Below are 26,155 nucleotides of genomic sequence, written 5' to 3'. Positions count from 1 at the left end.
CCTCTCTTACCTGAAGGCGTGACCTGCGCTGCTTGCGCCGCTAAATGAGCGGTAGCCAGCGAGGAATCACCCATGCCCACAGCGCCCATCACGGAAGACAGCCATCTCTACCTCATCGATGCGAGCGCCTATATCTTCCGCGCCTATCATGCCCTGCCGCCGCTGACGCGGGCCTCCGACGGCCTGCCCGTCGGCGCGGTGTCAGGCTTCTGCAACATGCTCTGGAAGCTTCTGGAAGAGCTGAAGGGCGATGAACGCCCGACCCATTTCGCCTGCGTCTTCGACAAGGGCAGCTACACCTTCCGCAACGATCTCTATGCCGAATACAAGGCCAATCGCGACGAGCCGCCGGAAGACCTGCGCCCGCAATTTCCGCTGGTACGGGAAGCCTCCATCGCCTTTGCCTGCCACGCGCTTGAACTCGAGGGCTATGAGGCTGACGACCTGATCGCCACCTATGCCCGCCAGGCCGAGGCGAAGGGCGCGCGCGTCACCATCGTCTCCTCCGACAAGGACCTGATGCAGCTGGTGACCGAGAAGATCACCATGCTCGACACGATGAAGAACAAGCATCTCGGGATCGAGGCGGTTTACGAAAAGTTCGGCGTCGGGCCGGAGCTGGTCGTCGATGTCCAGTCACTGGCCGGCGACTCCACCGACAATGTTCCGGGCGCGCCTGGCATCGGCGTGAAGACCGCCGCCCAGCTGCTCGAAGAGTATGGCAGCGTCGAAACCCTTCTCGAACGCGCCGAAGAGATCAAGCAGCCGAAGCGCCGCCAGACCCTGATCGACTTCGCCGACCAGGTGCGTATTTCGAAACAGCTGGTCAGGCTCGACGACAATGTGCCTGTCGAGGTGACGCTCGAAGACCTCGCTGTCTGCGACCCCGACCCGACAATGCTGATCGACTTCCTCGAAAAGATGGAATTCCGCACGATTACGCGCCGCGTGCGCGAGACATTCGAGGCCGAAGGCGTCATCGAGGAAACTACCGCCGGCGATATCGGGTTCGATGCGGACAGCTATGTCTGCATCCGCGATTTCAAGACGCTCGAAGAATGGATCGCACGCGCCCACATCGCTGGCGTCATCGGTGTCGATACCGAGACCTCCAGCCTCGACTGCCAGACCTGTGACCTCGTCGGCATCTCCATCGCACTGGCGCCCAATGAGGCCTGCTACATCCCGCTCGGCCATATCGATCCGGACCATTCCGGCGGCGACGACTTCTTCGATGCCGACCCGCCGCGCCAGATCCGCAAGCAGGACGCGCTCGATGCGCTGAAGCCCCTGCTCGAAGACCCGTCCGTCCTGAAAGTCGGCCAGAACTTCAAATACGACCTGACCGTTTTCAAGCGCAACGGCATCGACGTCACCCCGGTCGACGACACGATGCTGATCTCGTTTGCGCTGCATGCCGGCATGCACGGCCACGGCATGGACGAATTGTCGGAGCGCTACTTCCATCACTCGCCCATCCCCTTCAAGGAGGTGTGCGGGACCGGCAAGTCACAGATCACCTTCGACCGCGTGCCCCTCGACAAGGCCACCGAATACGCCGCCGAGGATGCCGATGTGACGCTGCGGCTCTGGCAGTATCTGAAGCCCTATCTCCACAAGGAGAAGGTCACCACCGTCTACGAGACGCTCGACCGTCCGCTCATCCCGGTGCTCGCCGCGATGGAAAGCGCGGGCATCAAGGTCGACCGCGAGCATCTCTCGCGCATGTCGGCCGATTTCCAGCAGCGTATGGCGGGCCTTGAAGACGCCGCCTACAAGGCTGCAGGCACCGAGTTCAACATGGGCTCGCCCAAGCAGCTCGGAGAGATCCTGTTCGGCGAGATGGACTTGCCCGGCGGCAAGAAGACCAAATCCGGCCAGTGGTCGACCGATGCAAGCCAGCTCGAATTTCTCGCCGCCCAGGGCCATGAGCTGCCGAAGATCATTCTCGACTGGCGGATGCTCTCGAAGCTTCGCTCAACCTACACAGAAGCCCTGCAGGAGGCGATCAATCCGGAGACGGGCCGCGTCCACACCTCCTACTCCATGGCGGGCGCCCAGACAGGCCGGCTCTCCTCCACCGATCCGAACCTGCAGAACATCCCGATCCGCACTGAGGAAGGCCGCAAGATCCGCGAAGCCTTCATCGCCGAGAAGGGCAATGTCCTCATCTCCGCCGACTACAGCCAGATCGAGCTTCGCCTGCTTGCCCATATCGCCGACATCGACGCGCTGAAGAACGCCTTCAAGGATGGTCTCGACATCCACGCGATGACGGCGAGCGAGATGTTCGACACGCCGATCGAAGGCATGGACCCGAGTGTCCGCCGCCGCGCCAAGGCGATCAATTTCGGCATCATCTACGGCATTTCCGCCTTCGGGCTGGCCAACCAGCTCGGCATCGAGCGGGGCGAGGCGTCGGACTATATCAAGGCCTATTTCGAGAAATTCCCGGGCATCCGGAAATACATGGACGAGACCAAGGACTTCGCGAAGGAGAACCTCTACGTGCAGACGGCCTTCGGCCGGAAGCTGCACCTGAAGGAGATGAATTCAAAAAATGGCGCCCAGCGCGCCTTCGCCGAACGCCAGGCCATCAACGCCCCGATCCAGGGCTCCGCCGCCGACATCATCAAGCGCGCCATGATCGCCATGCCGGACGCGCTGGCCGCGAAGAAACTCGACGCAAAGATGCTGCTCCAGGTCCACGACGAACTGATCTTCGAATGCCCCGAGGATCAGGCGGAAGACACGATTGCACTGGTGCAGTCCGTGATGCAGAAAGCGCCGCTTCCGGCGCTGCAGCTAAGCGTGCCACTGGACGTAGATGCGCGTGCGGCAGGCAGCTGGGCGGAGGCGCACTAGCGGAGTTCAAAATGACGCTTGAAAACCGCCCATCGCTTGCGCTGCAACTGGTCTCTGAAGGACATCAGCGAGACGCGGCATTTCTTCGAAATTTTGCGTTTCTGGGCGCCGGCGTCTCAGCAGTAGTAATAAATATCGCACTTTCAGTAGATCTCAACATCAACGGGTTCGTCGCTGAGATATCTGGATGGGCAGTTATAGTCGCTGCATTGGCGATGTTTGTGACTTCTTACTTCCAAGCCATGTGGGCCACTTACGAAGCAGGATTAATTCACGATGAAAGGGTAAAATACGTGCTCGACACCAGCGAGCTGGTTACTAACATTGAGACTGCAAATGCCTATTTGGGAAAAAGGCAAAACCGCCGTCAATCGAGCGTCTTGCTGAAGTGGACCGCAAGAGTTCTGGTGCTGTCGGTCCTTGTGCTCTTTATTGCTTTGATTTCCTTCCTAATCAGCCTTCCTCTAGGCTTCTAGGCTGTTAACCCCATTGCATTCCCCTTCGCCGCGCCCGATATCTACCCCACGCCTTTTGCGGCTCACTTCATACCAAATCCGCAAAGCCCATCCGGCGCTGTCCCTGCCTGAACGACCATTCCGTTCGTCGGCCCACAGGGGCAAACAGCACCGCCTTTCCGGCGCTGCCACAGAAGTGACCCGACCCCATGTCGAAACAACAGAAATCGAACCGCGAAATCCGGAAACCCAAAAAAGAGAAGCCGAAGACGAACGCCTCCAATCCGTCGGTGAAGACCGGCGTGCAGAACGTTTTCGACCAGCGCAAGAAGTAGGGTGCCATTCCCCTCTTCCAGCCGTGGGAGAGGGGGCACCGGCACTGTATTCATTGCAGCGCTCGCGCCTGGCTCCAACAAGAGTCAGCCCAACCGACTTTCTTCTTGGCTTAACCCGGCTGTCGCGTGCTAAGCCTGAACCATGTCCCGGTTACGTTTAAGACAACTCGTCATCGCCGCCGAAAGCCTGAAAGTGGCAGACCGGCTTCAGGAAGTCCTCAATCTCCGTGAGCCCTTCGCAGACCCGGGCGTGGCGGAGTTCGGCCTCGAAAACGCGGTTTTCCCGATCGGCCACCAGTTCCTCGAAGTGGTCGTGCCAACGCGAGATGACGCCCCTGTCCGGCGGTTTCTGGATCGCAATGGTGAGGGCGGCTACATGGCCATCTTCCAGACCGACGACCTCAAGGCTGCGCGCCGGCGCATTGATGGCTCCGGCATCCGCCGGGTCTGGGATATCGACCTCGACGACATTGCCGCCAGTCACCTGCATCCGGCGGATGTCGGTGCCGCGATCGTGTCCATCGATGAAGCCCATCCCTGGGATGGCTGGCGCTGGGGCGGACCGCACTGGGAAAGCAACTCCATCGAGGGCGAGCTCTCCGGCGCCATCCTCGAAAGTCCGGACCCGAACGCGCTTGCTTCCCGCTGGGCCGCCGCCCTCGGGGTACCGGCCTCGACCCATCCGGACGCCACGAAAATCTCGCTTGAGGAGGACCAGACCCTCGTCTTCCAGCAGGGCGCAGAGACAAGGCTGGAAGGCTTCTGCATCAGCATCAACAATGCGATGAAGGCGCTGGAACGTGCCGACCGCCTGAAGCTAGAGAGCAATGGCGACAGCGTCATCATTGGCGGCGTTCGCCTCGTGCTCAACAACGAGTAAGCCAGGCAGCGTCTAGCCTCACCCCCGTCACAGCGTCTATGGTTCATCTCCAAAGGGGCCGACAGCCGGCTCCCCTTACAAGGAGTGGGTGATGGACTGGTTCAATGAAGTGTTCGATCTTGCCGCTGTAGCCTCGGGTGCAGGACTGGCAGGCGGTGGCGGCGCCGCCGTGGTCGCCTGGACGATCAAGGGCGCCATCGTCCGGTTCATCGTCCGCACGCTGGCCACAGCTGTCATAACCGGGATCGGCTTCTACTTCCTGCTCGGTGCGCTTGGATTCCAGATTGTGCCCGAGGATGAAGTCGCAACCGGACCAGCCGGCATGGCGATGGACGAAACGAGCGATACCTTCATGCCGCAGGGCGCTCGCCAGATACCCGAAGAAGCCGAAGAAGAAGGCGGCAAGACGAAGATCATCGTCAAATCGCCCTTCCGCCGCGATGGCTAGCTGTCGCCTTCAGGAGAGGGGCTCTAGCGGAACTCGACCTCGAGATGAGTCCGTGTTCGCGACGTTACCTTGCAGGAGGCATCGAATCCGTCAGACGGGATCAGGAGGCGGAATTCGTTCGGCACATCGACCGTGGAAATGAGCGACAGCCCGGCCCCCTGCTCACCGAGCGTTCGGACCGTGCAGTCAATGCTTGAACTCCCGTAGTTGAAGCTGATCTTGCCGGTCTTGAGCACCCGCCGGCGGGCTGCCTTGACGGGGATTTTTTCGCCACCCCAGGCTTCGCAACGATTACGGCCGGCATGCTTGGCCCGGTAGAGCGCGGCGTCGGCATTGGCCAGCAACGTCTCGAGATCGTTCGCGGCCACGGCAAATCCGGCGATGCCAAAGCTTGCCGTCACCCGCATCGGCTTGCCGTTGAACTCCAAGCGGAGCGAGGCAATGTCCCGCCTCAGCTTCTCGGCAACCTCCATGGCACCTTGGCGTCCGGTCTCCGGCAGGAGAATTGTGAACTCCTCGCCGCCTACTCGCGCGAAGAGGTCGCTCTTGCGCATCCGCGGGGTGACCGCTTTGACCACGGCCTTCAGGACCTGGTCGCCGGCCGCATGGCCCAATGTGTCATTGACCTGTTTGAAATGGTCGAGGTCGAAGCAGATCGCCGAAAGGTCATGACGATGCCGCTGCGCCAGCGCGGCGATGCGTTCGCTCTCATGCTGGAAAGCCCCGCGTGAGAGAATGCCCGTAAGCTCATCCGTGCGCGCCCGGATGCGAAGCTCCATCTGATCGACCACGATGTCGGCGAGGTCCTGGAGCACCTGGACGTCTTCATCACTGAACGCACGCGGCTTCCTGTCGATAGCGCATAGCGTTCCGACGGCGAACCCCTTTCGCGTCTTGAGCGGCACGCCGGCATAGAACCTGATATTCGTCTTTCCCGCGACGAAGGGATTGTTGGAGAACACCGGGTCCTTCGACGCATCGGGGATGACCATCATCTCATTTTTATTGAGCGTATGCAGGCAGAAAGTCTCGTTGAGCGGTGCCTCTTCGCCTTCCATGCCGCTGATTGCCTTGTACCACTGTCGATGGGCATCGATGATGGCAATGAAAGCAATATCTACCCTGAAGATCGCCCGAACCAGTCGCACGATCCTGTCATAGGGTTCCTCATTCGGGGTATCGAGGATGTCGAGAGTATGCACCGCTTCAAGGCGACGCGCTTCCTGATACTCGCTTCTGCTGCCCCCCTCAGCCGTTCTGGCCAAGTCTACAGCCATATACTGCCTTTCTGCGGACACGCGGTCGGCCCGCACCTGTCTTGAGAAAGCATAAGACTAGATAATGGAAGTTAGGACCGTATTACCAGAATACGGCGACCTGCCCACACTTAACGCCCATCTGCTGGCTGCATCTCGATCGCCCCCTCAGGCGTCAGGTCGACCGCGTACATGTCGAGCGCAGCTTGTATCGTGAATACGCCATACACGCCCCAGATCGCGAGCATCACAACGGTCACAAGCGCATAGGGACGGGCAAACCGCGCCTCACCCGGCATCTGGTCGAAGCCCCATGCGATCAGGAACAGCATGGCCGAGGCCAGAAGTACCGCGCCGACGACATCACTCGGCCAGTGCGCGCCAAGATAGACCCGCGAAAACCCGATCAGCATGATGAGCAAGGTGAACGCCGCCACGGCAAGGCGTCCGCGCATCCGCGTCAGGGCGTGCATGGCGAAGATCGCCAGGGCGCCATAGATGACCGTGGAATTCGTCATGTGGCCAGACGGGAAGCTGAACGTTTCAACGCCAGCATAGAGATCCGCCGTCGGCCGGGGCCGCCCCACGAGAACCTTTACGCCCTTGACGATAAGCGGGGTCAGGATGAAGGCCGTCGCGCACGCCGTTGCCGGCCACCAGGCCCGCCGCACCAGCAGGATCAGCACGACCGAAACAGCGATAAGCGTCAGCGCCGTCGCATCGCCAAACAGCGTGACGAGGACAACCAGCCAGTCCAGGGGCGGATTGCGAAGCGCAATGACTGCATCGCTGAGCGCCTGGTCGAGCCCGGTGATCGCCGCACCGGAATGAACCAGCAGCCCAAGTCCCGCCAGCGCAGCCACAGCAAGGCCCGCCGGCAGGAGGTGGGAGACCGTGTGTCTCACTAGCCGCGGGCGAACTTCTTGAATTTCACCCGCTTCGGTTCGACCGCATCGGGGCCGAGGCGGCGCTTCTTGTCTTCCAGATAGGAAGAGAAGTCCCCTTCGAACCATTCAACATGGCTGTCGCCCTCAAAGGCGAGGATGTGGGTGGCCATGCGGTCAAGGAACCAGCGATCGTGCGAGATGATGACCGCGCAACCGGGGAAGCCATCGAGGCCTTCTTCCAGCGCCTGCAGCGTTTCGACGTCGAGATCGTTGGTCGGTTCGTCGAGCAGCAGGCAGTTGGCGCCCTGGCGCAGCATCTTGGCAAGGTGCACGCGGTTGCGCTCACCACCGGACAGCAGGCCGACCTTCTTCTGCTGGTCGGAGCCCTTGAAGTTGAAGGCGCCTGTATAGGCGCGCGAGTTCACTTCAACGCCCCCGAGATCGATCACGTCGAGACCGTCGGAAATCTCTTCCCAGACATTCTTCTTGTCATCGAGCTTGTCGCGGCTCTGGTCGACATAGCCGAGCTTCACCGTATCGCCGACACGGATCGAGCCGGCATCCGGCTCCTCGTCGCCGAGGATCATCTTGAACAGCGTCGACTTACCGGCACCGTTCGGGCCGATCACACCGACAATACCGCCCGGCGGCAGCGTGAAGGTGAGGTCGTCGATCAGCAGATTGTTGCCGAACGCCTTGCGGATCTGCTCCGCCTCGATGACGAGATTACCGAGACGCGGTCCCGGAGGAATGCGGATCTGGGCGTGCGAGACCTTCTCGCGCTCGGCCTCTGCGGCGCGTTCTTCATAGGCCTGGATACGGGCTTTCGACTTGGTCTGGCGCGCCTTGGCACCGGCGCGGACCCATTCGAGTTCTTTTGCCAGCGTGCGCTTCTTGCCGGCGTCCTCGCGGGCCTCCTGCTCCATCCGCTTGGATTTCTGTTCGATCCAGTCGGAATAGTTGCCCTTGTAAGGAATGCCGCGTCCGCGATCGAGTTCGAGAATCCAGTTTGTGATCCGGTCGAGAAAATAGCGGTCGTGGGTCACGAGGATGACGCAACCCTGGAAGTTCATGAGATAGTTCTGGAGCCAGTTCACCGTCTCCGCGTCGAGATGGTTGGTCGGTTCGTCCATCAGGATCATGTCGGGCTTCGAGAGAAGCAGCTTGCAGATCGCGACGCGGCGGATTTCACCGCCTGACAGGTTGGTGACATCGGCATCATCCGGCGGGCAGCGCAACGCTTCCATCGCCATCTGGATCTTGGAATCGATGTCCCAGGCATCGGCCTGGTCGACCTTTTCCTGAAGCGCCGTCATCTCCTCCATCAGCTCGTCGGTATACTCCTCGCCGAGCTTGGTGGAGATTTCGTTGAACTGGTCGAAGAGCTGCTTCTCCGGGCATTCGGAGGCAATGTTTTCGAAGACCGACTTGCTCTCATCCAGCTTCGGCTCCTGCGGCAGATAACCGACCTTGATGCCGTCCGCGGCCCAGGCCTCGCCATTAAACTCCTGGTCCTCGCCGGCCATGATGCGCAGCAGGGTCGACTTACCCGAGCCATTGACGCCGACAACGCCGATCTTGGCATCCGGCAAAAACGAAAGTTGGATGTTCTCGAAGACCTTCTTGCCGCCCGGATAGGTCTTGGAGAGGCCTTGCGTGTGATAGACGTATTGAGGTCCGGCCATGGGCGATGATCACTCTTTGCGTTCGGGGTAAATGGGGAGCGTGCGGTGTAGACGCGCGACGGCTCTGAAATCAAGCTGGAAGGTAAAAGTTTGGGAGCCGGTTACAACCGTGCACGTGCAGGAGTTGGCTCTGAAGCACCAGAGCCAACTCCTGCAAAAGCCAAAAACGCCTCTAAATCGAGGGAGAGCCAGAAGCTAGCGACGCATTACTCGAGCGACCGGACTCCGGAACCGCGCATCCAATCCCTCCACGGCCATGAAATCACCCGTGACATCAAAGAGCGCAGTCTCTCCAGACCCATCAATCGCAACAAGCTTCAGCGTTGCATCGACCGATCCGGAAATCTTGCCGTCACTGCTTTCATCGATGGTGACGCTCCCTGACTTGAAATCGATAACAACGAAGTCCTGCCCGTCGCGCCGGACCATTCCCATTGGTTGAAATTTATTGGCGTAAGCCTCAAGCTCAGCCTCATCCATCTCCGACAGGGCCGAACGGCTCATCGCACGAGTCACCTCATAGGTGCCAGCGTCCGGCGTACCATTGACCGGTCGCATAAGTAGCAGGACCGAGCCTTTTGCAGTGCCTTCCTCCGGGTAGAGCGCAATACCGAAATCACCATTCGACATCTCGCGCCAGGCTGCCCGGCCGGTATCAACAGAAAGGTCCGGCCCAATCGACAGGTTGAGACGTCCCCCCTCGGGAATACGCTCAGATTCTTTAAGCATTTCAGTGACGAAGAGGGCGCCAAGCATCACGTCAGCCTGCTCGACCGGCAGCACTGGAATTTCGGCAAGGGTCTCCGGCAGGAAAGCTTCCGCGGCTTCGACCCTGGAAATGGCAGAAATGCCAGCCAGTCCGGCCGGGCCTTCCCCTTCCTGCGCGACCACGGCACCCAGATCGCGCATATCATCAGCGACCAACTCGTGAATGGCTTCATCCAGAACCTCGATCCCGGATGTGGTGAAATAGGCCGAATCGTAGGCGTTCGGGATTATTTGTAGCGGCGAGTACGGCAAGGAGTCAGCAAACCAGAAGTCGCGCGTGCTGCTGACTGTCTGTTGATCGCGGACCTCGCCATCACGGTCGTAACGCGTGAGATTGTAGCTGACCGTCAATTGATGGTGTTCGGCCTCAAGACCAGCAATCACCCTGTCATCATCCCCTGGCGCGAAAGAGGTCTCAAGGTCCTCGATACTCCAGCTTGCCATCTCCCCATCCAGTTCCGGGTCATAAACTTCGCCATCAGCATAGCGCTGCCCCTCCTCAAGGGTGACTGGGGACTCCTTGACCAGGACACCGCCTGCAATCGGCTCCGGTGAGACGATCCGTCCGTCTGTGGCGGGCCCGGCAAGAAACATCGCGCTGCTTGAAAGATCGAAATCATCCGGATCATCCGACATCAGTGGCGTGTCTTCGCTGGCAGGATGGATATGCGCGATAGACAAGCCCTCTGCATTGTGACGCACGGTCACGATTTTCGGATCTCCGTCCGTCTTCGGGTATGGCAAGTCATACTGGTAAGCGATCGGGAGGACCGGACCAGTTTGACTTTCCTGTGCAGCAGCTGTGCCTGAAATAGTCGCGGTGAGAAGAATAGCCGTAGTTCCGGCAATGGCGCGATTGGACATGAAATGTCCCCCTTATTGCGTCGGCAATGAGCCTATCATCCCATTCGGGCTCAAAAAAACCCCCTTAAGATTGCAACCCATTACTCTTGATTGCACCCGCCAAAGAGGGGCTGACAGGCAGAAAACTGGCGCTAGTTTCCGCCATTATGCGCATATCACTACTCGGCCTCGCCGCCGCCCTATTGTCTTCCACCTGCGCCGCACCCGGCGCGCTCGCCCAACCAGAACAGGACTCCATGGCTTCAGAAGAGCTGACGATCGAGCGTCTCTATGCTTCGCCCTCCCTCAACGGGCCCTCTCCGACCGGCATCAAGTATTCCCCCGATGGAAAGCGCGTGACCTTCCTGAAGGCCCGCGAAGACGATGCGAGCCGCTATGATCTCTGGCAGTTCGATGTCGAGACGGGCCAGCCTTCCATGCTGGTCGACTCCACTCTGCTCGAGCCGGAAGAGGTAGAACTCTCCGAAGAGGAAAAGGCGCTTCGCGAACGCAAGCGGATCGCCGGGCGCAAGGGCATTGTCGATTATGACTGGGGCACGAGTGACACCATCCTCGTCCCGCTGGGCGGGGATCTGCATCTGGTGACGCTGGGCGAAGGCGGCCCCGAGACCCGCCAGCTCACCGAGACCGAGGCCTATGAATACGATGCGCGCGTTTCACCGCGCGGCAATTACGTCTCCTTCGTGCGTGACGGCGCGGTCTTCGTGATCGACCTGTCGAGCGGCAAGGAGCGCCAGGTCACGCCAGACGCCGAACCCGAAAAAGCGATATCCTATGGTGTGGCCGAGTTCGTCGCCCAGGAAGAGATGAGCCGCTACACCGGCTACTGGTGGAGCCCGGACGAGCGTTTCATCGCTTATACCAGGGTCGACGAAAGCACCGTCGATGTGATCGAACGCTTCGACATCAAGGCCGACAAGACGACCGTTATCGACCAGCGCTATCCGCGCGCCGGGCAACCAAATGCGAGGGTCACCCTGCTCGTCCGGGATCTGGAGGCCGATAAGGTAAGCATCCTCTACGGCGTCGGTCCGGACACCTATCTCGCGCGGGTCAACTGGGCCGGTGAGAGCCTCTGGTTCCAGACGGTGAACCGCAACCAGACAGAAATCACCTATCACCGTACCGACGGAAAGCCGTGGCGCGTCTGGTCTCCGCTGAGCGAGACGCAGGATAAATGGGTCAACCTGTCGAAGGACGTCATTGGTCTCGACAACGGTATCCTGCTGACGACCGAAGAGACCGGCTACCGCCACATCGCCATCTCGCCTTTCGGCAACCAGTCCGACGAGCTCATCTTCCTGACAAGCGGGAACTGGGCAGTGGATGAAGTGAAGAGCATCGATCGCGAAGCAGGGCTGGCCTACTTTACAGGCTTCCGGGACACGCCGCTCGAGAAGCACCTTTATGCGGTACCGTTGGATGGCGGCGAGATCACGCGCATCACCGAGCCCGGCAAGTCATGGTCCGTCACCGTAGCGCCGGACGGGAGGTCCTTTGTCGGTACGTCGTCGTCGCCGGCGCAGCCGCCCCAGACCGGGCTCTATCTCGTTGATGCCGAGATTCCGGATGACAAGATCCCCGACGAAGGCAATCCACTCCGCACGCCAGACATGCTCGAACCGGTCGCAAAACGCATCGCCTGGATCGAGGAAAACGCCCTCGACGCCGATCACCCCTACGCCCCCTTTCTTGATATGCATGCCACACCAGAATTCGGCACGCTGGAAGCCGAGGATGGGCAGGCGCTTTATTATTCCATCCTGAAGCCGGCTGACTTCGATCCCTCAAAGACCTACCCCGCCATCGTCGAGGTCTATGGTGGCCCGCATGTCCAGACGGTCGACCGTGACTGGGAGAGCATCAGCGACCAGTATCTCGCTCGCCAGGGCTATATCGTTTTCCGGCTCGACAATCGCGGCATGGCCAATCGCGGGAAGGCCTTTGAGGACGTCATCTACCGACAGACCGGCGGCCCGGAAGTGCGTGACCAGCTCGTCGGCGTCGAGTGGCTGAAATCCCAGCCTTTCGTGGACGGTGACCGCGTCGCGATCCAGGGCTGGTCCTATGGCGGCTACATGACGCTGATGACCATCCTGCAGGCGCCGGAGGACACCTTCGCCGCGGCTATCGCGGGGGCGCCGGTCACCGACTGGTCGCTCTACGACACCTTCTACACGGAGCGTTACATGGACACACCGCAGGACAATCCGGATGGATACGACAAATCATCGGTCTTCTACCATCTCGACCGGCTCGAGACCGGGATGCCGCCGCTCCTGCTGGTGCACGGCATGGCGGACGATAACGTCACCTTCGACAACTCGACCCGCCTGATGGCAGAGATGCAGGAGAAAGGGATCCCGTTCGAGCTGATGACGTATCCCGGCCAGCGCCATGGCATTCGCGGACAGGCCCTGCAGACCCATCTCATGAAAACGCGGATGAACTTCCTGAATCGGAAGCTCAAGCGCTGATACGGGCCGCAGGACACCCGGTGGCAAATTTTTGGGCCAACCGGTTGTTTTTGCAGCCATGAGGCCACACAAAACTTGAATCCCGGCATCAGGAGTAGATGGTCGCCAGCGCAAGGAGCCATCATGGGCAGACTGATCGCGATTTCGAACCGCACCGCCGCTGACGCCAGTGCGCGGGCTGGCGGGCTTGCCGTCGCCGTATGGGAGTCGCTGACCTCCACGGGAGGCATCTGGTTCGGCTGGAGCGGGAATATCGTCGAAGGCGAGGTGGGTGAGCCGGACGTCTTCACGGACGAGAATGTTGAATTCGTCACCACCGACTTTACCGAGGCCGAACATGACGGCTTCTATCTGCAATATGCCAACCGGGTTATCTGGCCTGTTTTCCACTACCGCGTAGACCTTGCCCACTTCGGCAATACCGATTTCGACACCTATGCTGGCGTCAATGAGCGGATTGCCGGCCTGGTGGTGCCCCGGCTGAAGGAAGGCGACTCAGTCTGGGTGCATGACTATCACTTCCTGCTGATGGGAGACTTCCTGCGCCGGGGTGGCTGGCAGGGGCCGATCGGCTTCTTCCTGCACATCCCCTTCCCTTCCCCGGAAATCTTCCAGGCCCTGCCCGAGCATGAGCGCATCGCACGGGCCATGTGCGAGTTCAGCGTTCTCGGTTTCCAGTCGAAGACAGACCGCTCCAACTTCGTGCGCTACCTCGTTGAAAACTATGATGCGGTTGATGAGGGCGATGGCTGGATCGCGGTGTTCGGGCGGAAAATCCGCGCCAATGCCTACCCCATCGGCATCGATGCGGAAGGCTTCGCGAAAGCCGCCGTCAGCGAACGGGCCACGACAGCGGCCACGCGCATTGGCCGTTTTCTCGGCGGGCGAAACCTCGTCCTCGGCGTAGACCGGATGGATTATTCCAAGGGCCTGCCGCAGCGGTTTGAGGCGGTCGGCAAGCTGTTCGATCATTTTCCGGCCACGCGTGGCGTCGTCTCGGTGACCCAGATCGCCCCGCCGTCGCGGTCCAAGGTGGAGGAATATCGCGACCTGCGTATCCAGCTCGACGAGCTCGCGGGACGCATCAATGGCGACTATGGCGATCTCGACTGGATTCCGCTGCGCTATCTCGCCCGCTCCTATGACCGGCGCGAACTTGCCGGGCTTTACCGCATCGCACGGGTCTGCCTTGTAACGCCGCTGCGAGACGGGATGAACCTTGTCGCCAAGGAGTACGTTATGGCGCAGAACCCCGAGGATCCGGGTGTCCTGATCCTTTCGGAGTTCGCCGGCGCCGCTGAACAGCTCTCTGAGGCCCTCATCGTCAATCCGCACGACACCTACAAAGTGGCAGAAACCATTTATCAGGCGCTCGAAATGCCGCTGGAGGAACGCAAGGCCCGCTGGACGAAGCTGCGCGATATCGTTGTCGCGCAGGACATTACATGGTGGCGGCACAAATTCCTCGATGATCTCTCGACCGACCTGACTTGATGACAGCTGATCTTTCTGCCCCACCGCGCCTTGATGAGCGCCATGCGCTCTTCCTCGACTTTGACGGGACGCTTGCGCCCATACAGGACGACCCGGACGCCGTAATCCTGCCACCGGACACCCGCGAAGCGCTGGCGGCACTCGAACCACTGCTCGGCGACGCCATCGCCATCATCAGCGGCCGCGACATCCGTGACCTCTCGGCCCGCGTGCCGCTCGCCTACTGGCGTGCCGGCGGGCACGGGCTGGAAATCTGCGGTCCCGATGAAACACCCGCAGCAAAACCGGCCGGTGCCCCGCGAGACATTGTCAAGGCGATCGAGATGATCACGACAGGGCTTGAGGGTGTGCGCGTCGAACACAAGGGACCGGTCGTCGCCATCCATTACCGCCAGGCGCCCGACATGGGCCCCGCGCTTCTGGCCCGGCTGGAAGATACGCTGCACGACAATCCAGACTACAAGGTTCAGGCCGGCAAGATGGTGATCGAGGCCAAGCCCGCGCATGCCAACAAGGGAAAAGCGGTTGAAATGATGCTCTCGCATCTGCCATTCCGCGAACGTGTTGCCGTCATGATCGGGGACGACACCACAGACGAAGACGCCTTCAAGGTCGTCAACCGGCTCGGCGGCCTTACCATCAAGGTCGGCGAAGGAGAAACAGCGGCCACCTACCGGATGTCCAGCACGCAGGATGTCGCCAACTGGCTGATCGAACAGGGGAAACGATGAGCAATCTCGAACTCGGCATCATCGGAAACGGCACGGTCGCAGGCCTGATCGACGAGGACGCAAACTGCGTCTGGTTCTGCCTGCCGCGCATCGATGGCGAGCCGGTTTTCAACAAACTGCTCGGCGGACGTGGCCAGTTCGCGGTCGGCCTGCAGGGCCATACCAAGAGCACCCAGACCTATCAGCGCAATACGGCGATCATCGAGACGGTTCTGGAAGCCGAAGACGGCTCCGCGATCCGTGTTACCGATTTCTGCCCGCGCTTCATGGACCGCGGCCGCATGTTCCGCCCGGCCTCCATGGTCCGCCGGATCACGCCGCTGAAAGGCATGCCGCGCATTCGCGTCGAGCTGTTCGCACAAAGCCGCCGCGGCGAGATCAACATGGTCACCCGCCGCGGGGTGAACCATATCAGTTTCCTCGAAGAGGATTCCGGCTTCCGCGTGACGACCGACGCGCCGGTTTCCTACGTCATGGACGGTCGCGACTTCGTCCTCGATCGCGAAGTGAGTTTCCTGCTCGGCCCCGACGAAAGCCTGTCTGACCGGGTTGGCGTGATCGCACTGGAATGGCTGGAACGGACCGCCGACCACTGGATGAGCTGGTCACGCCGCCTCGCCACCCCGCCAGACTGGCAGGACGCCGTCATTCGCGCCGCCATCACGCTGAAACTCTGCGTCTATGAGGAAACCGGCGGCATCGTCGCGGCCCTCACGACGAGCATTCCCGAGCACGCCGATTCCGAGCGCAACTGGGACTATCGCTTCTGCTGGCTGCGCGACGCCTATTTTACGGTCACGGCGCTCAACCGCCTCTCGGCCGTCGGAACGCTGGAGCACTATCTCGCCTATCTCCGGAACACTGTCGCCCATACGCGCGGCGGGCATATCCAGCCGGTCTACGGCATCGCGCTGGAGAACGACCTGACCGAAAAGATCGCCGGCGCCCTGCCCGGCTATCGCGGCATGGGGCCTGTCCGCTTCGGCAACCAGGCAGCCGAGCACATCCAGCATGACGTCTACGGCCATGTCGTCCTCGGTGCGAGCCAGGCCTTCTTCGACGACCGCCTCTACGCCAAGGCCGGCGCACTGGAGTTTGCGCATTTCGAAGGCGTCGGCGAGCGGGCCTATGCGGTCTGGAACACGCCGGATGCCGGCATCTGGGAGTATCGCGGGCGTGCGCAGGTCCATACCTCGTCGGCCATCATGTGCTGGGCGGCCTGCGACCGGCTGGCCCGGATCGCGACCTATCTCGGCATGGAGGAGCGCGCCACCTACTGGACAGGCCGGGCCGACGAAATCCGCGAAGGTGTGCTGGAAAAGGCGTGGAACGAAAAACGCCAGGCCTTCACCGGGGCCTTCGGCGAAGATGCGCTCGATGCTTCGGTCCTGCTGATGGCGGAAATCGGGTTCATCGACGCGAAGGATGAGCGTTTCATCAAGACCGTCGAGCGCGTCGATGAGGAGTTGCGCGATGGTTATCACGTCTTCCGCTACAAGGTGGAAGACGATTTCGGCCTGCCGCAGACCGCGTTCACCGCCTGCACCTTCTGGCATATTGATGCGCTTGCCCGCATCGGACGCATCGAGGAAGCGCGCGCCATGTTCGAAGACGTGCTGGCCCACCGCACACGCCTGGGCCTGCTATCGGAAGACATCGACACGTCCAAGGGAGAGCTCTGGGGGAACTTCCCGCAAACCTACTCCATGGTCGGCATCATCAATGCCGCCAACCGGCTCAGCCGGAACTGGGAGGATGTTGTCTGAGCCAGCTGCACGCGTAAAGGTGTCCCTCAAACGAGAAGGAGGACCACCGTGCCAGCCCTGCAACCGACAACCGACCAGATGCGGACCTTTGCCAAGGACGCACATGACGGCCCGATCGTCATGATCAACCTGCTGAAGTTTCACGACAAGGCCCGGTACAAGGACAGCGATCCCGAAAAGGCAGAAAACCTGACGGGCGAGCAGGCCTATAACCGTTATGGCAAGGGGCTTGAGGCCCTGTCCTCCGATCCGAAGATCGGGTTGAAAGTCCTTTATGCCGGCGAGGTGAACCGCTTCCTGATCGGGGGCGACGAAGACTGGGACCGGGTGCTCGTTGTCCTCTACCCATCGCGCCAGCACATGCTCACCATGATGCGGGACCCGCGCTATCAGGAGGCCCATCGCCATCGCGAAGCCGGCCTCAAGCACCAGGACCTGATCGAGACCCACCAGATACCCGGCTAAGGCAGTGGGCCTTGCCGATCCGGGCGACGCGATGCAGCATTAACCCTGTTTGTACGCATGAGACCGGGAAGAGCCCATGAAACTCAGCTCCTGTATTCTCGCCTTCAGCCTTGCTGCCCTGCCGGCCACAGCGCAGTTCACCAACAGCATGCCCGGCACACTCGTTGATCAGGAAGACGGTGCCCCTGACCGGAAACTCGTGGATGCCCGAGACCCGGAAGCAATCGCCAGGATACTGCGCGAACAGGGCTATGAAGCGGCCATCGAGAAACAGGAAAACGGCGCCGTCGAGATACAATCGAAGTCGGGTCACGCAAATTTCTGGCTCTATTTTCATGCGTGCACGCCGCACTTCACCGAATGCGAGATTATCACCTTCTCATCCGGTTTCGACTTCGAGACCGCGCAGCTTCCCGATATTATCGGCAACTGGAACGCAACACGGTTTTCCAAGGCCTATCTCGATGCCGATGGCGACCCGTTCGTGGAATTCAGCGTCAACATGAAAGACGGCGTGACACGCGAGAACTTCGTCGACACGCTGGACTGGTTTACCATGGAGATGTCCGCCTTCATTGAGCGCATCGGCTGGAATGCAGGGCTCGCCGAACAGGCCCAACCGATCTAGGAAAGGCCCGTCTCAAAGCGAGGATCACCAATCATGCGTCTTCTGTCCGTCCCTGCCCTGCTCGCCATCGCCCTTGCTGCCTGCACGACCACAACCGCGCCAGCAACAGACCTCAGCCCCGGTGTGGACTGGGTCGCCAATTCCCCCGGTTGGGCCGAAGAGGCCGAAGCTGTTTATGACGAGGCGACGGCCTATGTCGAAACCGTCGCAACCAACCGGCCGGAAGGCAGCTGGGCCGTCGCCCTCGATATCGACGAGACGGTGCTCAACAATGTCGACTACCAGATCCGCCTCGAACAGGCCGATGAGACCTACTCACCGGAGAGCTGGCACGCCTGGACGGAGGAGAAATCGGCTACGCTCGTGCCCGGCGCAAAACCCTTTATCGAGCGTGTGAACGAACTTGGCGGCCACGTCGCTCTTGTCACCAACCGCGCCGACACCGAACAGCTCTGGACAGAGGAAAACCTCGCCGAAGTCGGTCTCACCCGGCACGATGATTTTCGCATCCTGATGACACGCGCCTATCCGGAAGGCGTTTCCAACAAGACGCCGCGCTACGCCATCATCCCGGCCATGCTCGGGGCGCAAGGCTATCCGGGTGTCGAGGTCGTGGCCTATCTGGGCGACAATGTTGGAGACAAGCCCGACGATCTGGGCGAGGCGGCCTTCTTCTGTATCGACCAGGGTGCCATGTATGGCGAGCCATGCGCCGCCGTTCCCGGTCCGGGCCGGTAGGCCGGCACTGTCAGGCGGTCAGCAGGATCTTGCAGATCGCCTCAAGGCCTTCCTGATCGACAGCATCGAACGCGTCATATTCGGTTGAATCGACGTCCAGCACGGCGGCCAGCGTCCCGTCACGATCGAAGACCGGAACGACAATCTCGGAGTTCGAACGTGAATCGCAGGCGATGTGGCCGGGGAAGGCATGCACGTCCGGCACGAGTTGGGTCTTCTGCTCAGCCGCGCATACCCCGCAAACCCCTTTGCCGAAAGGAATGCGCAGGCAGCCCAGCGTGCCCTGATAAGGACCGACGACGAGCTCATCGGCTTTCTGCGGATCGACCACATAGAAGCCGGTCCAGAAAAAGCGCGGGCGGAAAGCCTCCGCCAGAAGGCAGGCGGCAGAGGCATAGCGCGCAGGGACATAGGTCTCGCCCGCGACGATGCTTTCGATCTCGGCCTTGAGCTCGCGATAGTGTGCCTGCCGGTCCATCTCTTTTTCCTTCTACAGCGTCCGCGCCATATCGCGTCTTGGGCCGAACTTCTCAAGAGCCCCATGGACGCCGCGCTGCTGCTCTGAAATAGTCGTAATCTGTGGGTGGAGTGGCCGCCAGAGAGCGCCACAGGAGAGGAGGCCGCCGCGTGAGGGATGCTGTCCGGACGATCATCATCGCCTGGGTCATGCTTATTGGGCTTTCCTCAGCGCAGACGGCACTTGCCCAGGACAGCGACCGATCCGCAGGGGCTGAGCGCGACCGCATCGAGCGGCTGGTCGAAACGCATACCGACAACGACCGGCTTCAGACCGAGCGCCCCGAATGGACGCCCGAGATCGAGAACCAGAGATCGCGCGACCGTAACCCGATCATCGAAGCGATCGGAGACTTCTTCGCCTGGATCTTCCGCACGTTCGGCTGGGTGTTCAAGGCCTTGCTCATCGGCGCGGTGGTCTGCGCGATCGTCTATGCGCTCTGGTACATGTTCGGCGATGTTGTGGGCCTGCGTTTCCAGCGCAAGACGAAACCCGAAGGCCCTGACATCTCCGACATTCGCGACCACCGGCCAGACCCGAAACGCGCTGCCTCGTTGCTCGAACAGGCCGATGCCCTGGCAGCAGACGGCAAGTTCGCCGAGGCCGTCCACCTGCTCCTCTTCCGCTCCATCGAGGATTTGCGCGAACGTCGCACGGGCGGCGTCCCGCAATCGCTGACCGCGCGCGAGATCAGCTCCCTGTCTGACCTTACCCAGCGCACCCGCACCGCGCTCTCGCCGATCATCCGCGTAGTCGAGAACAGCTTTTTTGGCGGGCGCCCTGTCGACCGGGATGGCTGGCAGGAGGCGCGCGCCTCCTATGAGAGCTTCGCCTTCGGGGAGGCGCCGGCATGAGCGCGACGAGCGAACGCCTGCCCGAGAGCAGCAATCCATTTTCCGGACGGTTGATCTTCGTGCTGATCGCAGTGGGAATTGTCTCCTTCGCCGCCGTCATGTCGCTCATGGCCTGGTCGCCCGATCTTGCCCGCAAGGACCATCCCGGCGCGACGCCCTATTCCCGCTCGGCCACCGGCTATGCCGGCCTTGTGGACATGCTTGAAAGGGATGGCCGGGATGTCTCGGTTTCCCGCCGCAGCGAGCTGCTGACCTATAGCGACGGGCGGCTCATGGTCCTCACACTGCCGCTCAGTGGGCGCGGCTTCGAGATTGATGAGGTAACCGGCCCGGCACTGATCGTCCTTCCGAAGTGGTACTTCGTCGCCAATCCGGCACAGCGCGCCTTTGAACTCGATACGCGGCTGGCCAGAAAGGCCCGGGTGGATGGCCAGCTCGGTCTCATCGAGACGGAGGCAAGCCTCCATCGGCTGCGCAACCCCGGCCGGGTCGAAACGCCCTTTGGCCCTTTCACGCCAGACTTCGACCAGGAGATGCAGGTTGTGAAGTCAGACAAGCTCGAAGAGATTGTCGGCCTGCCCGGCGGCCAGCTCCTGTCGAAACTGCCCGACCGCGACATCTATCTTCTGTCCGATCCGGACCTGCTCAACAATTTCGGCCTGTCGCGCATCGAGAACGCGGCGATGGGGCTCAGCCTGATCGACTATGTCAGCGATGATGCGAGCCGCCCGCTCGTCTTCGACGCAACCATTCACGGCTTCGAACAGTCGGACAACCTGCTCAAGACGCTCCTCGATATCCCCTTCCTGGGCGCAACGCTGGTGGCGCTCGCCACGATGGGGCTGATCGGGTGGGCCGCTGCGATCCGCTTCGGCGCGCCTGAGCGTGAAGCGCCAGCCTTTGCCCCCGGCAAGCAGGCGCTCGCTGACAACTCCGCCGGCCTGATCGCGACGGCCCGGCGCGAAACGCGCATGGCGCCCGGCTACCTCTCGCTGACGCGCCGCGCGCTTGTGCGCGAACTTGGTCTGCCAAAGACACTGAGCGAGGCGGAAACGGCCGCCCTCCTCGACCGGATGGGACATCAGTCCGGGATCGAAACCGATTGGAGCCACGCCGGCGGCGCGCTTTCCGAACCGGCTTCGTCGCGCGACGATCTGAGACACAAGGCCCGCGCCCTCTGGCGCTGGCGCAGGGAGATAACACATGGAAATCAATGAGATTCAGGGGCTTGCAGACAAGATCCGTACCGAGGTCGCCAAGGCTGTGGTCGGCCAGAAAGCCACGGTCGACCTGATGCTGACGGCGCTGTTCTCGTCCGGCCACATCCTGCTGGAAGGCCCGCCCGGGACCGCAAAAACGCTTCTGACCCAATGCTTTGCCGCTGCAATCGATCTCGATTTCGGGCGCATCCAGTTCACGCCCGACCTGATGCCGGGCGACGTGATCGGCACGAACCTCTTCAACTTCCAGACAAACGAATTCTCGCTCACCAAGGGCCCAATCTTCACCGACATCCTGCTCGCCGACGAGATCAACCGCACGCCGCCCAAGACCCAGGCTGCCCTGCTGGAAGCCATGCAGGAGCGCAAGGTCACCATCGACGGCAAGCCGCAACCGCTGAACGACCGCTTCACCGTCATCGCCACGCAGAACCCCATCGAACAGCAGGGCACCTATCCGCTGCCGGAAGCCCAGCTGGACCGCTTCCTGTTCAAGCACGTGCTCGACTATCCGAGCCGGGAGGAGGAGCTCGCCATCGTCACCGGCCATGGCAGCCGCACCGGCATGAAAACCGCCTCGGCCTTCGGCGTCACTGCCGCGGTGAATGCAGACGACCTTGAAGGCGCCATCAACGCGGTTTCGAATGTCCGTATCAATGAGGACGTCGTCGCCTATATCGTCGACCTAGTCCGGGCCACACGCGAGACCCCGGCCCTCGAAACCGGGGCGAGCCCGCGCGCCGCTGCCGCGCTTGCGGCTGCCGCGCGTGCTCATGCAGCCCTGGACGGGCGTGACTATGTCCTCCCCGACGACGTGAAGACGCTCGCCACCCCGGCGCTTCGTCACCGCGTCATCCTTTCCCCGGCCGCCGAGATCGAAGGCCGCACGACCGACGAGACCCTCGCCGGCCTTATCGACCAGACCGCCGCCCCGAGATGATCGCACCCACCCTCCGCTCCATCTGGCTGATGCTGGCCGGTGTCCCCTTGCTGCTGTTCATAGCGGTGGCGGCCCCTGCGCTATGGACGCTGTCGGCGGGCTGGGTGATCGGGGTCCTGGCGCTGATGTTCGCCGACCTGGTGCTGGCCGGCCGCGCACCGGAGGCCGAGATCAGCGTCGATGCACCCGCGCTTCTCTACATGTCCGGTGAAGACCCGGCGGATGTCACGCTCGCCTTCGCGCGCGGCCCGCTGCCCGGCAAGGTCGAGGTCCAGCTTGAGACCAATGCCCTGATCGCCTCGCCGCCGCGCAAGATCCTGAAAGGCTGGATCGGACGGGCCCATACGAGCGCCTTCCCCCTGAAACCGATCCGGCGCGGCGAAGGCCGGCTCGAACGGCTGTGGGCGCGCTGGACCGGACCGCTGGGCCTCGTCGCGATCCGCAAGAGCGAGACGCTCGAAATCGCTGTTCCCGTCACACCGAACACGCGCTGGGTGAAGGAAGAGGCTGTGCGCCTCTACCAGCGCGACGCCGATTTCGGCATCAAGATGCAGATCGACCGCGGCGACGGATCGGAGTTCGACTCGCTGCGCGAGTTCACCACCGGCATGGACCGGCGCGCCATCGACTGGAAGCATTCCGCCCGCCACCGGATGCTGCTGGCCAAGGAATTCCGGACCGAACGCAACCACAACATCGTCTTCGCCTTTGATACCGGCCGCCTGATGAGCGAGCCGCTGGGCGGGGTTCCGAAACTCGACCGGGCAATCAATTCGGCCCTGCTGCTCGCCTATGTCTCGCTGCGCTCCGGCGACCGCACGGCGATTTTCGGTTTCGATGCGCGCCCCGGCGTGGCAAGCAACGTCCTTACAGGCACAGGCGCCTTCCCGCATATCCAGAGGCTGGCCGCCCAGCTCGACTATTCCGTCGAGGACGCGAACTACACGCTCGCGCTGACCTCGCTTGCCTCGCGGCTGGAACGGCGCTCGCTGATCATCCTGTTCACCGACTTCGTCGACACGATCTCGGCCGAGCTGATGCTGGAGAATGTCCGCCGGTTGACCGACAAGCATATCGTCCTCTTCGCAACCTTCGAGGACGAGGCGCTGGCCCGGATGATCAATGCCGAACCCCACAATGCCGAGGATGTCAGCCGCGCCGTCATTGCCGACACGCTGCTGGCCGAACGCGAGGTCGTCTTCCGCAAGCTGCAGCGCATGGGCGTCCAGGTCATCGAGACCAGCCCCGAGCGGTTCGGCTCGGAGCTTGTTTCGCGCTATCTCGACATCAAGCGGAGGGAACTCCTTTGAACGACCGCGTGATGAAATCCTACCGCTTCCGCGAAGAGCGCGAGGGCGACTGGGAACGCCTCGACCTGATCGTCACCCGCGCCGAAAAGCGTGGCGTGAAGGCGCTGTCGGACGAGGACATGACCGCCCTGCCCCGCCTCTACCGGCAGGCTGTCTCCTCACTCTCCATGGCGCGCTCCATCTCGCTTGACCAGAACGTGCTCGCCTATCTCGAGACGCTGTGTGCGCGGGCCTATTTCTTCGTCTACGGCACCCGCGCCAGCATGGGCCAGCGGATCGCGCAATACTTCCGCCGCGACTGGCCGGACGCGGTACAGGGCGCGCTGCGGCCGACCCTGCTTGCCGCGCTCTGCCTGTTCGGCGGCGGGCTGCTCGCCTTCTTTCTCTGCCTTCAGGACATGGAATGGTACTGGACCTTCCATCAGGGCTGGGACCCGCGCAATCCCGATGCGAGCTATGACAGCCTGCGCGACACCCTCTACACCGAAGAGACCAACATCGCCGACATGCTCGCCGCCTTTGCCGCGCAGCTTTTCTCGCACAATAGCGGGATTGCGATTTTCGCCTTTGCGCTCGGCTTCTGTTTCGGCATCCCGACGGCGGTGTTGCTTGTCTATAACGGCGTCTATCTCGGCAGCTTCTTTGCCGTCTTCTGGCAGAAGGGCCTGGGCGCCGAACTGACCGGCTGGCTGTTCATCCATGGCGTGACCGAGCTCTTCGCCATCGTGCTCGCCGGTGCGGCCGGGTTCATGATCGGTGGCGCGGTGGCCTTCCCCGGAACGAAGTCGCGCATGCAGTCGATGAAGGAAGCCGGCCATTCCGCAGCGCTGGTCATCATCGGAGCGGTCATCATGCTGTTTGTCGCCGCCCTGCTGGAAGGGTTCGGGCGCCAGATGATCAATGCCGACATGACGCGCTATGTCATCGCAATCGGCAGCCTGCTCTTCTGGCTCGTCTACTTCTACTGGCCACGCGGCCAGCGCGAGGCGGCATGATGGCGAAGGCTGCGACAGCCCCCGATACGCGCCGCGAAGCGCTCAAGCGCCGCGACATTCGCCTGAAGGAACAGGCCCGCCGGGCCAAGCGCGTGCGCGCGCTGGTGACACCTGAAGGCGCAGCGCTTAACCTGAAGATCGCAACCGCCTCGGAACGCGCAGGCGCCTTCCTGCTCGACTTCGCGCTTCAGATCATGCTGATCATCGCATCGGTCTTCGTGATCGCGTGGATGTTCTCGTCCATGGGCTTTCAAGGCTGGGCCGTTGCCGGCTCGCTGAGCGCCGTGATCGTTTTCCTGCTCAGGAATTTCTATTTCATCTTCTTCGAGATCGGCCGAAAGGCTGCCACGCCCGGCAAGCGTGCGCTCGGCCTGCGGGTGGCTGCCCGCAATGGCGGGCGGCTGACGGCGAATGCCGTGCTCGCCCGCAACTTCATGCGCGAGCTGGAAGTCTTCCTGCCGCTGTCTCTCCTGCTGATGACGGTGGAAGACGAGGTCAGCGCCTGGATCCGGCTGATGGGCATCGCCTGGACCGCCGTCTTTGTCCTCTTCCCCCTCTTCAACCGGGACAAGCTGCGCGTTGGCGACCTGATCGCCGGGACGATCGTCATCCACGCACCGAAGACGCGGCTGAAGAAGGACATCACCTCCGCTGCCCCGCTGGCCGCAGCAACGGCGTACAATTTCACCGCCGCGGAGCTCGATGCCTATGGCATTCATGAGCTCCATGTCCTTGAAGATGTGCTCCGCCAGTCGACCCGCGAGATCAAGTCTCGCGTCGCCGAGCGTATCCGTGACAAGATCGGCCGTGAAAAGGCGGCAGGCGAAGAGGATCTCGCTTTCCTCGAAGCCTATTACGCCGCGCTCCGCGCCCGTCTCGAACAGCGCATGCTGTTTGGTGAGCGCAAGGAGGACAAGTTCGATACCGGCAGCAAGGGCCCGCAAGAGGGAAAGACGCCATGACCTATCGCGCCTCCACTCTGGCTATTGCAGCGCTTGTTGCCAGCCTGTCCGCTCACGCCACTCCAGAGGCTGGTTATCCGCTGGACTGGATGTCCGGCTGCTGGAAGCAGCAGACTGGCGATACGAAAGAGGTGTGGTCGGCATCCGAAGGCGGATTGATGTTTGGCTATTCGGTCTCGGTGAAGGACGGGAAAGCAGGCTTCTTCGAGGATCTGCGGATCGACCAGCGCGGCGACAAGGCGCTCTACATCGCCTCGCCCAACGGCAAATCGCCGACGGCGTTCACCGAAACCGAGCGCACAGGTGCGACCATCGTCTTCGAAAACGCCGAGCACGACTATCCACAGCGCATCGAATACGGCGCCAACCGCGTAGCGCTGGTCGCGAAGATTTCAAAGCTGGACGGCAGTGAAGCGCGCCTGTTCGCCATGGGCCGGTGCGAAGAGATCGAAAGCGAAGCGCCGGAGCCAACCGGCGAGCCTTGAAGTCGATAGCCGGCCAGGCTGGTTTCACGCGCCGATACAAGGGCAAAGCATTGAGCCCCTGCCGGGGCATTCATTCCGTACAATCAGTCCACCGGACTGGTTTTTGGCGCAGAGCGCCACCCGGAATGAA

General features: G+C 61.8%; 24 protein-coding genes. 19 read left to right on the top strand and 5 right to left on the bottom strand.

Annotation, left to right across the window (positions count from 1 at the left end; all coding sequences use genetic code 11):
- Positions 1-72: 72 nt before the first annotated feature.
- The 5 genes from polA (at position 73) to Q1K29_RS13485 (ending at position 4,983) form a co-directional block, all read left to right on the top strand.
- Positions 73-2,865 carry a DNA polymerase I gene (polA, locus tag Q1K29_RS13505; RefSeq protein ID WP_300395623.1) on the top strand — a complete coding sequence of 931 codons (2,793 nt, stop codon included), beginning with the start codon at positions 73-75 and terminating at the stop codon, positions 2,863-2,865.
- 11 nt (positions 2,866-2,876) lie between these two features.
- Positions 2,877-3,341 carry a hypothetical protein gene (locus Q1K29_RS13500; RefSeq protein WP_300395622.1) on the top strand — a complete coding sequence of 155 codons (465 nt, stop codon included), beginning with the start codon at positions 2,877-2,879 and terminating at the stop codon, positions 3,339-3,341.
- A 188-nt stretch (positions 3,342-3,529) separates the two neighbouring features.
- Positions 3,530-3,655 carry a hypothetical protein gene (locus tag Q1K29_RS13495; protein WP_300395621.1) on the top strand — a complete coding sequence of 42 codons (126 nt, stop codon included), beginning with the start codon at positions 3,530-3,532 and terminating at the stop codon, positions 3,653-3,655.
- Positions 3,656-3,797: 142 nt separating this feature from the next.
- Positions 3,798-4,535, top strand: coding sequence for a VOC family protein (locus Q1K29_RS13490; protein WP_300395619.1), 738 nt, complete (start codon positions 3,798-3,800; stop codon positions 4,533-4,535).
- A 91-nt stretch (positions 4,536-4,626) separates the two neighbouring features.
- Positions 4,627-4,983, top strand: a complete 357-nt coding sequence (locus tag Q1K29_RS13485; protein ID WP_300395618.1) for a hypothetical protein — start codon at positions 4,627-4,629, stop codon at positions 4,981-4,983.
- Between the two features lie 23 nt (positions 4,984-5,006).
- Here Q1K29_RS13485 and Q1K29_RS13480 read toward each other — a convergent pair whose 3' ends face one another.
- The 4 genes from Q1K29_RS13480 to Q1K29_RS13465 all read right to left on the bottom strand — a co-directional run bounded on the left by Q1K29_RS13480 (position 5,007) and on the right by Q1K29_RS13465 (position 10,443).
- Positions 5,007-6,260, bottom strand: coding sequence for a sensor domain-containing diguanylate cyclase (locus Q1K29_RS13480; RefSeq protein ID WP_300395616.1), 1,254 nt, complete (start codon positions 6,258-6,260; stop codon positions 5,007-5,009).
- 110 nt (positions 6,261-6,370) lie between these two features.
- Complete coding sequence (locus Q1K29_RS13475) at positions 6,371-7,144, bottom strand: phosphatase PAP2 family protein (RefSeq protein ID WP_300395615.1); 774 nt, start codon at positions 7,142-7,144, stop codon at positions 6,371-6,373.
- Complete coding sequence (gene ettA / locus Q1K29_RS13470) at positions 7,144-8,811, bottom strand: energy-dependent translational throttle protein EttA (RefSeq protein WP_300395614.1); 1,668 nt, start codon at positions 8,809-8,811, stop codon at positions 7,144-7,146. The genes Q1K29_RS13475 and ettA overlap by 1 nt, the downstream gene beginning before the upstream one ends.
- 195 nt (positions 8,812-9,006) lie before the next feature.
- Positions 9,007-10,443 (bottom strand): hypothetical protein, encoded by a 1,437-nt coding sequence (locus Q1K29_RS13465; RefSeq protein WP_300395613.1) that lies wholly within the window; start codon positions 10,441-10,443, stop codon positions 9,007-9,009.
- A 146-nt stretch (positions 10,444-10,589) separates the two neighbouring features.
- Here Q1K29_RS13465 and Q1K29_RS13460 point away from each other — a divergent pair, with 146 nt between their 5' ends.
- The 7 genes from Q1K29_RS13460 to Q1K29_RS13430 all read left to right on the top strand — a co-directional run bounded on the left by Q1K29_RS13460 (position 10,590) and on the right by Q1K29_RS13430 (position 18,742).
- Entirely contained in the window at positions 10,590-12,920 is a 2,331-nt protein-coding gene (locus Q1K29_RS13460; protein ID WP_300395612.1) for a S9 family peptidase, read from the top strand.
- A gap of 123 nt (positions 12,921-13,043) precedes the next feature.
- Positions 13,044-14,414 carry a trehalose-6-phosphate synthase gene (locus Q1K29_RS13455; RefSeq protein WP_300395610.1) on the top strand — a complete coding sequence of 457 codons (1,371 nt, stop codon included), beginning with the start codon at positions 13,044-13,046 and terminating at the stop codon, positions 14,412-14,414.
- Positions 14,414-15,145 (top strand): trehalose-phosphatase, encoded by a 732-nt coding sequence (gene otsB, locus Q1K29_RS13450; protein ID WP_300395609.1) that lies wholly within the window; start codon positions 14,414-14,416, stop codon positions 15,143-15,145. The genes Q1K29_RS13455 and otsB overlap by 1 nt, the downstream gene beginning before the upstream one ends.
- Positions 15,142-16,911, top strand: coding sequence for a glycoside hydrolase family 15 protein (locus Q1K29_RS13445; protein ID WP_300395608.1), 1,770 nt, complete (start codon positions 15,142-15,144; stop codon positions 16,909-16,911). The genes otsB and Q1K29_RS13445 overlap by 4 nt, the downstream gene beginning before the upstream one ends.
- Before the next feature lie 48 nt (positions 16,912-16,959).
- The gene (locus Q1K29_RS13440; protein ID WP_300395606.1) at positions 16,960-17,376 is read left to right on the top strand and encodes a DUF1330 domain-containing protein; all 417 of its coding nucleotides are present in this window, start codon (positions 16,960-16,962) and stop codon (positions 17,374-17,376) included.
- A 76-nt stretch (positions 17,377-17,452) separates the two neighbouring features.
- Positions 17,453-18,004, top strand: coding sequence for a YbjN domain-containing protein (locus Q1K29_RS13435; RefSeq protein WP_300395605.1), 552 nt, complete (start codon positions 17,453-17,455; stop codon positions 18,002-18,004).
- A gap of 33 nt (positions 18,005-18,037) precedes the next feature.
- Positions 18,038-18,742, top strand: a complete 705-nt coding sequence (locus tag Q1K29_RS13430) for an HAD family acid phosphatase (protein ID WP_300395604.1) — start codon at positions 18,038-18,040, stop codon at positions 18,740-18,742.
- 10 nt (positions 18,743-18,752) lie between these two features.
- On the opposite strand, the gene Q1K29_RS13425 is transcribed toward Q1K29_RS13430, so the two are convergent.
- On the bottom strand, positions 18,753-19,220 hold the full coding sequence (locus Q1K29_RS13425) for a GAF domain-containing protein (RefSeq protein WP_300395603.1): 468 nt from the start codon (positions 19,218-19,220) through the stop codon (positions 18,753-18,755).
- 149 nt (positions 19,221-19,369) lie between these two features.
- Here Q1K29_RS13425 and Q1K29_RS13420 point away from each other — a divergent pair, with 149 nt between their 5' ends.
- Genes Q1K29_RS13420 through Q1K29_RS13390 form a run of 7 tightly spaced genes read left to right on the top strand, consistent with a single transcriptional unit; the run spans position 19,370 to position 26,025 of the window.
- Positions 19,370-20,113 carry a hypothetical protein gene (locus Q1K29_RS13420; protein ID WP_300395601.1) on the top strand — a complete coding sequence of 248 codons (744 nt, stop codon included), beginning with the start codon at positions 19,370-19,372 and terminating at the stop codon, positions 20,111-20,113.
- Positions 20,110-21,330 (top strand): DUF4350 domain-containing protein, encoded by a 1,221-nt coding sequence (locus Q1K29_RS13415; RefSeq protein WP_300395600.1) that lies wholly within the window; start codon positions 20,110-20,112, stop codon positions 21,328-21,330. Before Q1K29_RS13420 ends, Q1K29_RS13415 begins: the two co-directional genes overlap by 4 nt.
- Positions 21,317-22,273: a MoxR family ATPase gene (locus Q1K29_RS13410; RefSeq protein WP_300395598.1), complete on the top strand. Its 957-nt coding sequence runs from the start codon at positions 21,317-21,319 to the stop codon at positions 22,271-22,273. Before Q1K29_RS13415 ends, Q1K29_RS13410 begins: the two co-directional genes overlap by 14 nt.
- On the top strand, positions 22,270-23,583 hold the full coding sequence (locus Q1K29_RS13405) for a DUF58 domain-containing protein (RefSeq protein ID WP_300395597.1): 1,314 nt from the start codon (positions 22,270-22,272) through the stop codon (positions 23,581-23,583). The genes Q1K29_RS13410 and Q1K29_RS13405 overlap by 4 nt, the downstream gene beginning before the upstream one ends.
- On the top strand, positions 23,580-24,578 hold the full coding sequence (locus Q1K29_RS13400) for a stage II sporulation protein M (RefSeq protein ID WP_300395596.1): 999 nt from the start codon (positions 23,580-23,582) through the stop codon (positions 24,576-24,578). The genes Q1K29_RS13405 and Q1K29_RS13400 overlap by 4 nt, the downstream gene beginning before the upstream one ends.
- Positions 24,575-25,540 carry an RDD family protein gene (locus Q1K29_RS13395; RefSeq protein WP_300395595.1) on the top strand — a complete coding sequence of 322 codons (966 nt, stop codon included), beginning with the start codon at positions 24,575-24,577 and terminating at the stop codon, positions 25,538-25,540. The genes Q1K29_RS13400 and Q1K29_RS13395 overlap by 4 nt, the downstream gene beginning before the upstream one ends.
- Complete coding sequence (locus Q1K29_RS13390) at positions 25,537-26,025, top strand: DUF6265 family protein (RefSeq protein ID WP_300395594.1); 489 nt, start codon at positions 25,537-25,539, stop codon at positions 26,023-26,025. Before Q1K29_RS13395 ends, Q1K29_RS13390 begins: the two co-directional genes overlap by 4 nt.
- The last annotated feature ends 130 nt before the right edge of the window (positions 26,026-26,155 follow it).

Source organism: Henriciella sp. (assembly GCF_029937755.1).
Classification (GTDB): domain Bacteria; phylum Pseudomonadota; class Alphaproteobacteria; order Caulobacterales; family Hyphomonadaceae; genus Henriciella.
This window is presented reverse-complemented; position numbering and strand designations above follow the sequence as displayed.

Coding starts and splice junctions, on each gene's coding strand:
- polA (WP_300395623.1), top strand. CDS start 73: ATGCCCACAGCGCCCATCACGGAAGACAGCCATCTCTACCTCATCGAT.
- Q1K29_RS13500 (WP_300395622.1), top strand. CDS start 2,877: ATGACGCTTGAAAACCGCCCATCGCTTGCGCTGCAACTGGTCTCTGAA.
- Q1K29_RS13495 (WP_300395621.1), top strand. CDS start 3,530: ATGTCGAAACAACAGAAATCGAACCGCGAAATCCGGAAACCCAAAAAA.
- Q1K29_RS13490 (WP_300395619.1), top strand. CDS start 3,798: ATGTCCCGGTTACGTTTAAGACAACTCGTCATCGCCGCCGAAAGCCTG.
- Q1K29_RS13485 (WP_300395618.1), top strand. CDS start 4,627: ATGGACTGGTTCAATGAAGTGTTCGATCTTGCCGCTGTAGCCTCGGGT.
- Q1K29_RS13480 (WP_300395616.1), bottom strand. CDS start 6,260: ATGGCTGTAGACTTGGCCAGAACGGCTGAGGGGGGCAGCAGAAGCGAG.
- ettA (WP_300395614.1), bottom strand. CDS start 8,811: ATGGCCGGACCTCAATACGTCTATCACACGCAAGGCCTCTCCAAGACC.
- Q1K29_RS13465 (WP_300395613.1), bottom strand. CDS start 10,443: ATGTCCAATCGCGCCATTGCCGGAACTACGGCTATTCTTCTCACCGCG.
- Q1K29_RS13460 (WP_300395612.1), top strand. CDS start 10,590: ATGCGCATATCACTACTCGGCCTCGCCGCCGCCCTATTGTCTTCCACC.
- Q1K29_RS13455 (WP_300395610.1), top strand. CDS start 13,044: ATGGGCAGACTGATCGCGATTTCGAACCGCACCGCCGCTGACGCCAGT.
- otsB (WP_300395609.1), top strand. CDS start 14,414: ATGACAGCTGATCTTTCTGCCCCACCGCGCCTTGATGAGCGCCATGCG.
- Q1K29_RS13445 (WP_300395608.1), top strand. CDS start 15,142: ATGAGCAATCTCGAACTCGGCATCATCGGAAACGGCACGGTCGCAGGC.
- Q1K29_RS13435 (WP_300395605.1), top strand. CDS start 17,453: ATGAAACTCAGCTCCTGTATTCTCGCCTTCAGCCTTGCTGCCCTGCCG.
- Q1K29_RS13430 (WP_300395604.1), top strand. CDS start 18,038: ATGCGTCTTCTGTCCGTCCCTGCCCTGCTCGCCATCGCCCTTGCTGCC.
- Q1K29_RS13425 (WP_300395603.1), bottom strand. CDS start 19,220: ATGGACCGGCAGGCACACTATCGCGAGCTCAAGGCCGAGATCGAAAGC.
- Q1K29_RS13415 (WP_300395600.1), top strand. CDS start 20,110: ATGAGCGCGACGAGCGAACGCCTGCCCGAGAGCAGCAATCCATTTTCC.
- Q1K29_RS13410 (WP_300395598.1), top strand. CDS start 21,317: ATGGAAATCAATGAGATTCAGGGGCTTGCAGACAAGATCCGTACCGAG.
- Q1K29_RS13405 (WP_300395597.1), top strand. CDS start 22,270: ATGATCGCACCCACCCTCCGCTCCATCTGGCTGATGCTGGCCGGTGTC.
- Q1K29_RS13395 (WP_300395595.1), top strand. CDS start 24,575: ATGATGGCGAAGGCTGCGACAGCCCCCGATACGCGCCGCGAAGCGCTC.
- Q1K29_RS13390 (WP_300395594.1), top strand. CDS start 25,537: ATGACCTATCGCGCCTCCACTCTGGCTATTGCAGCGCTTGTTGCCAGC.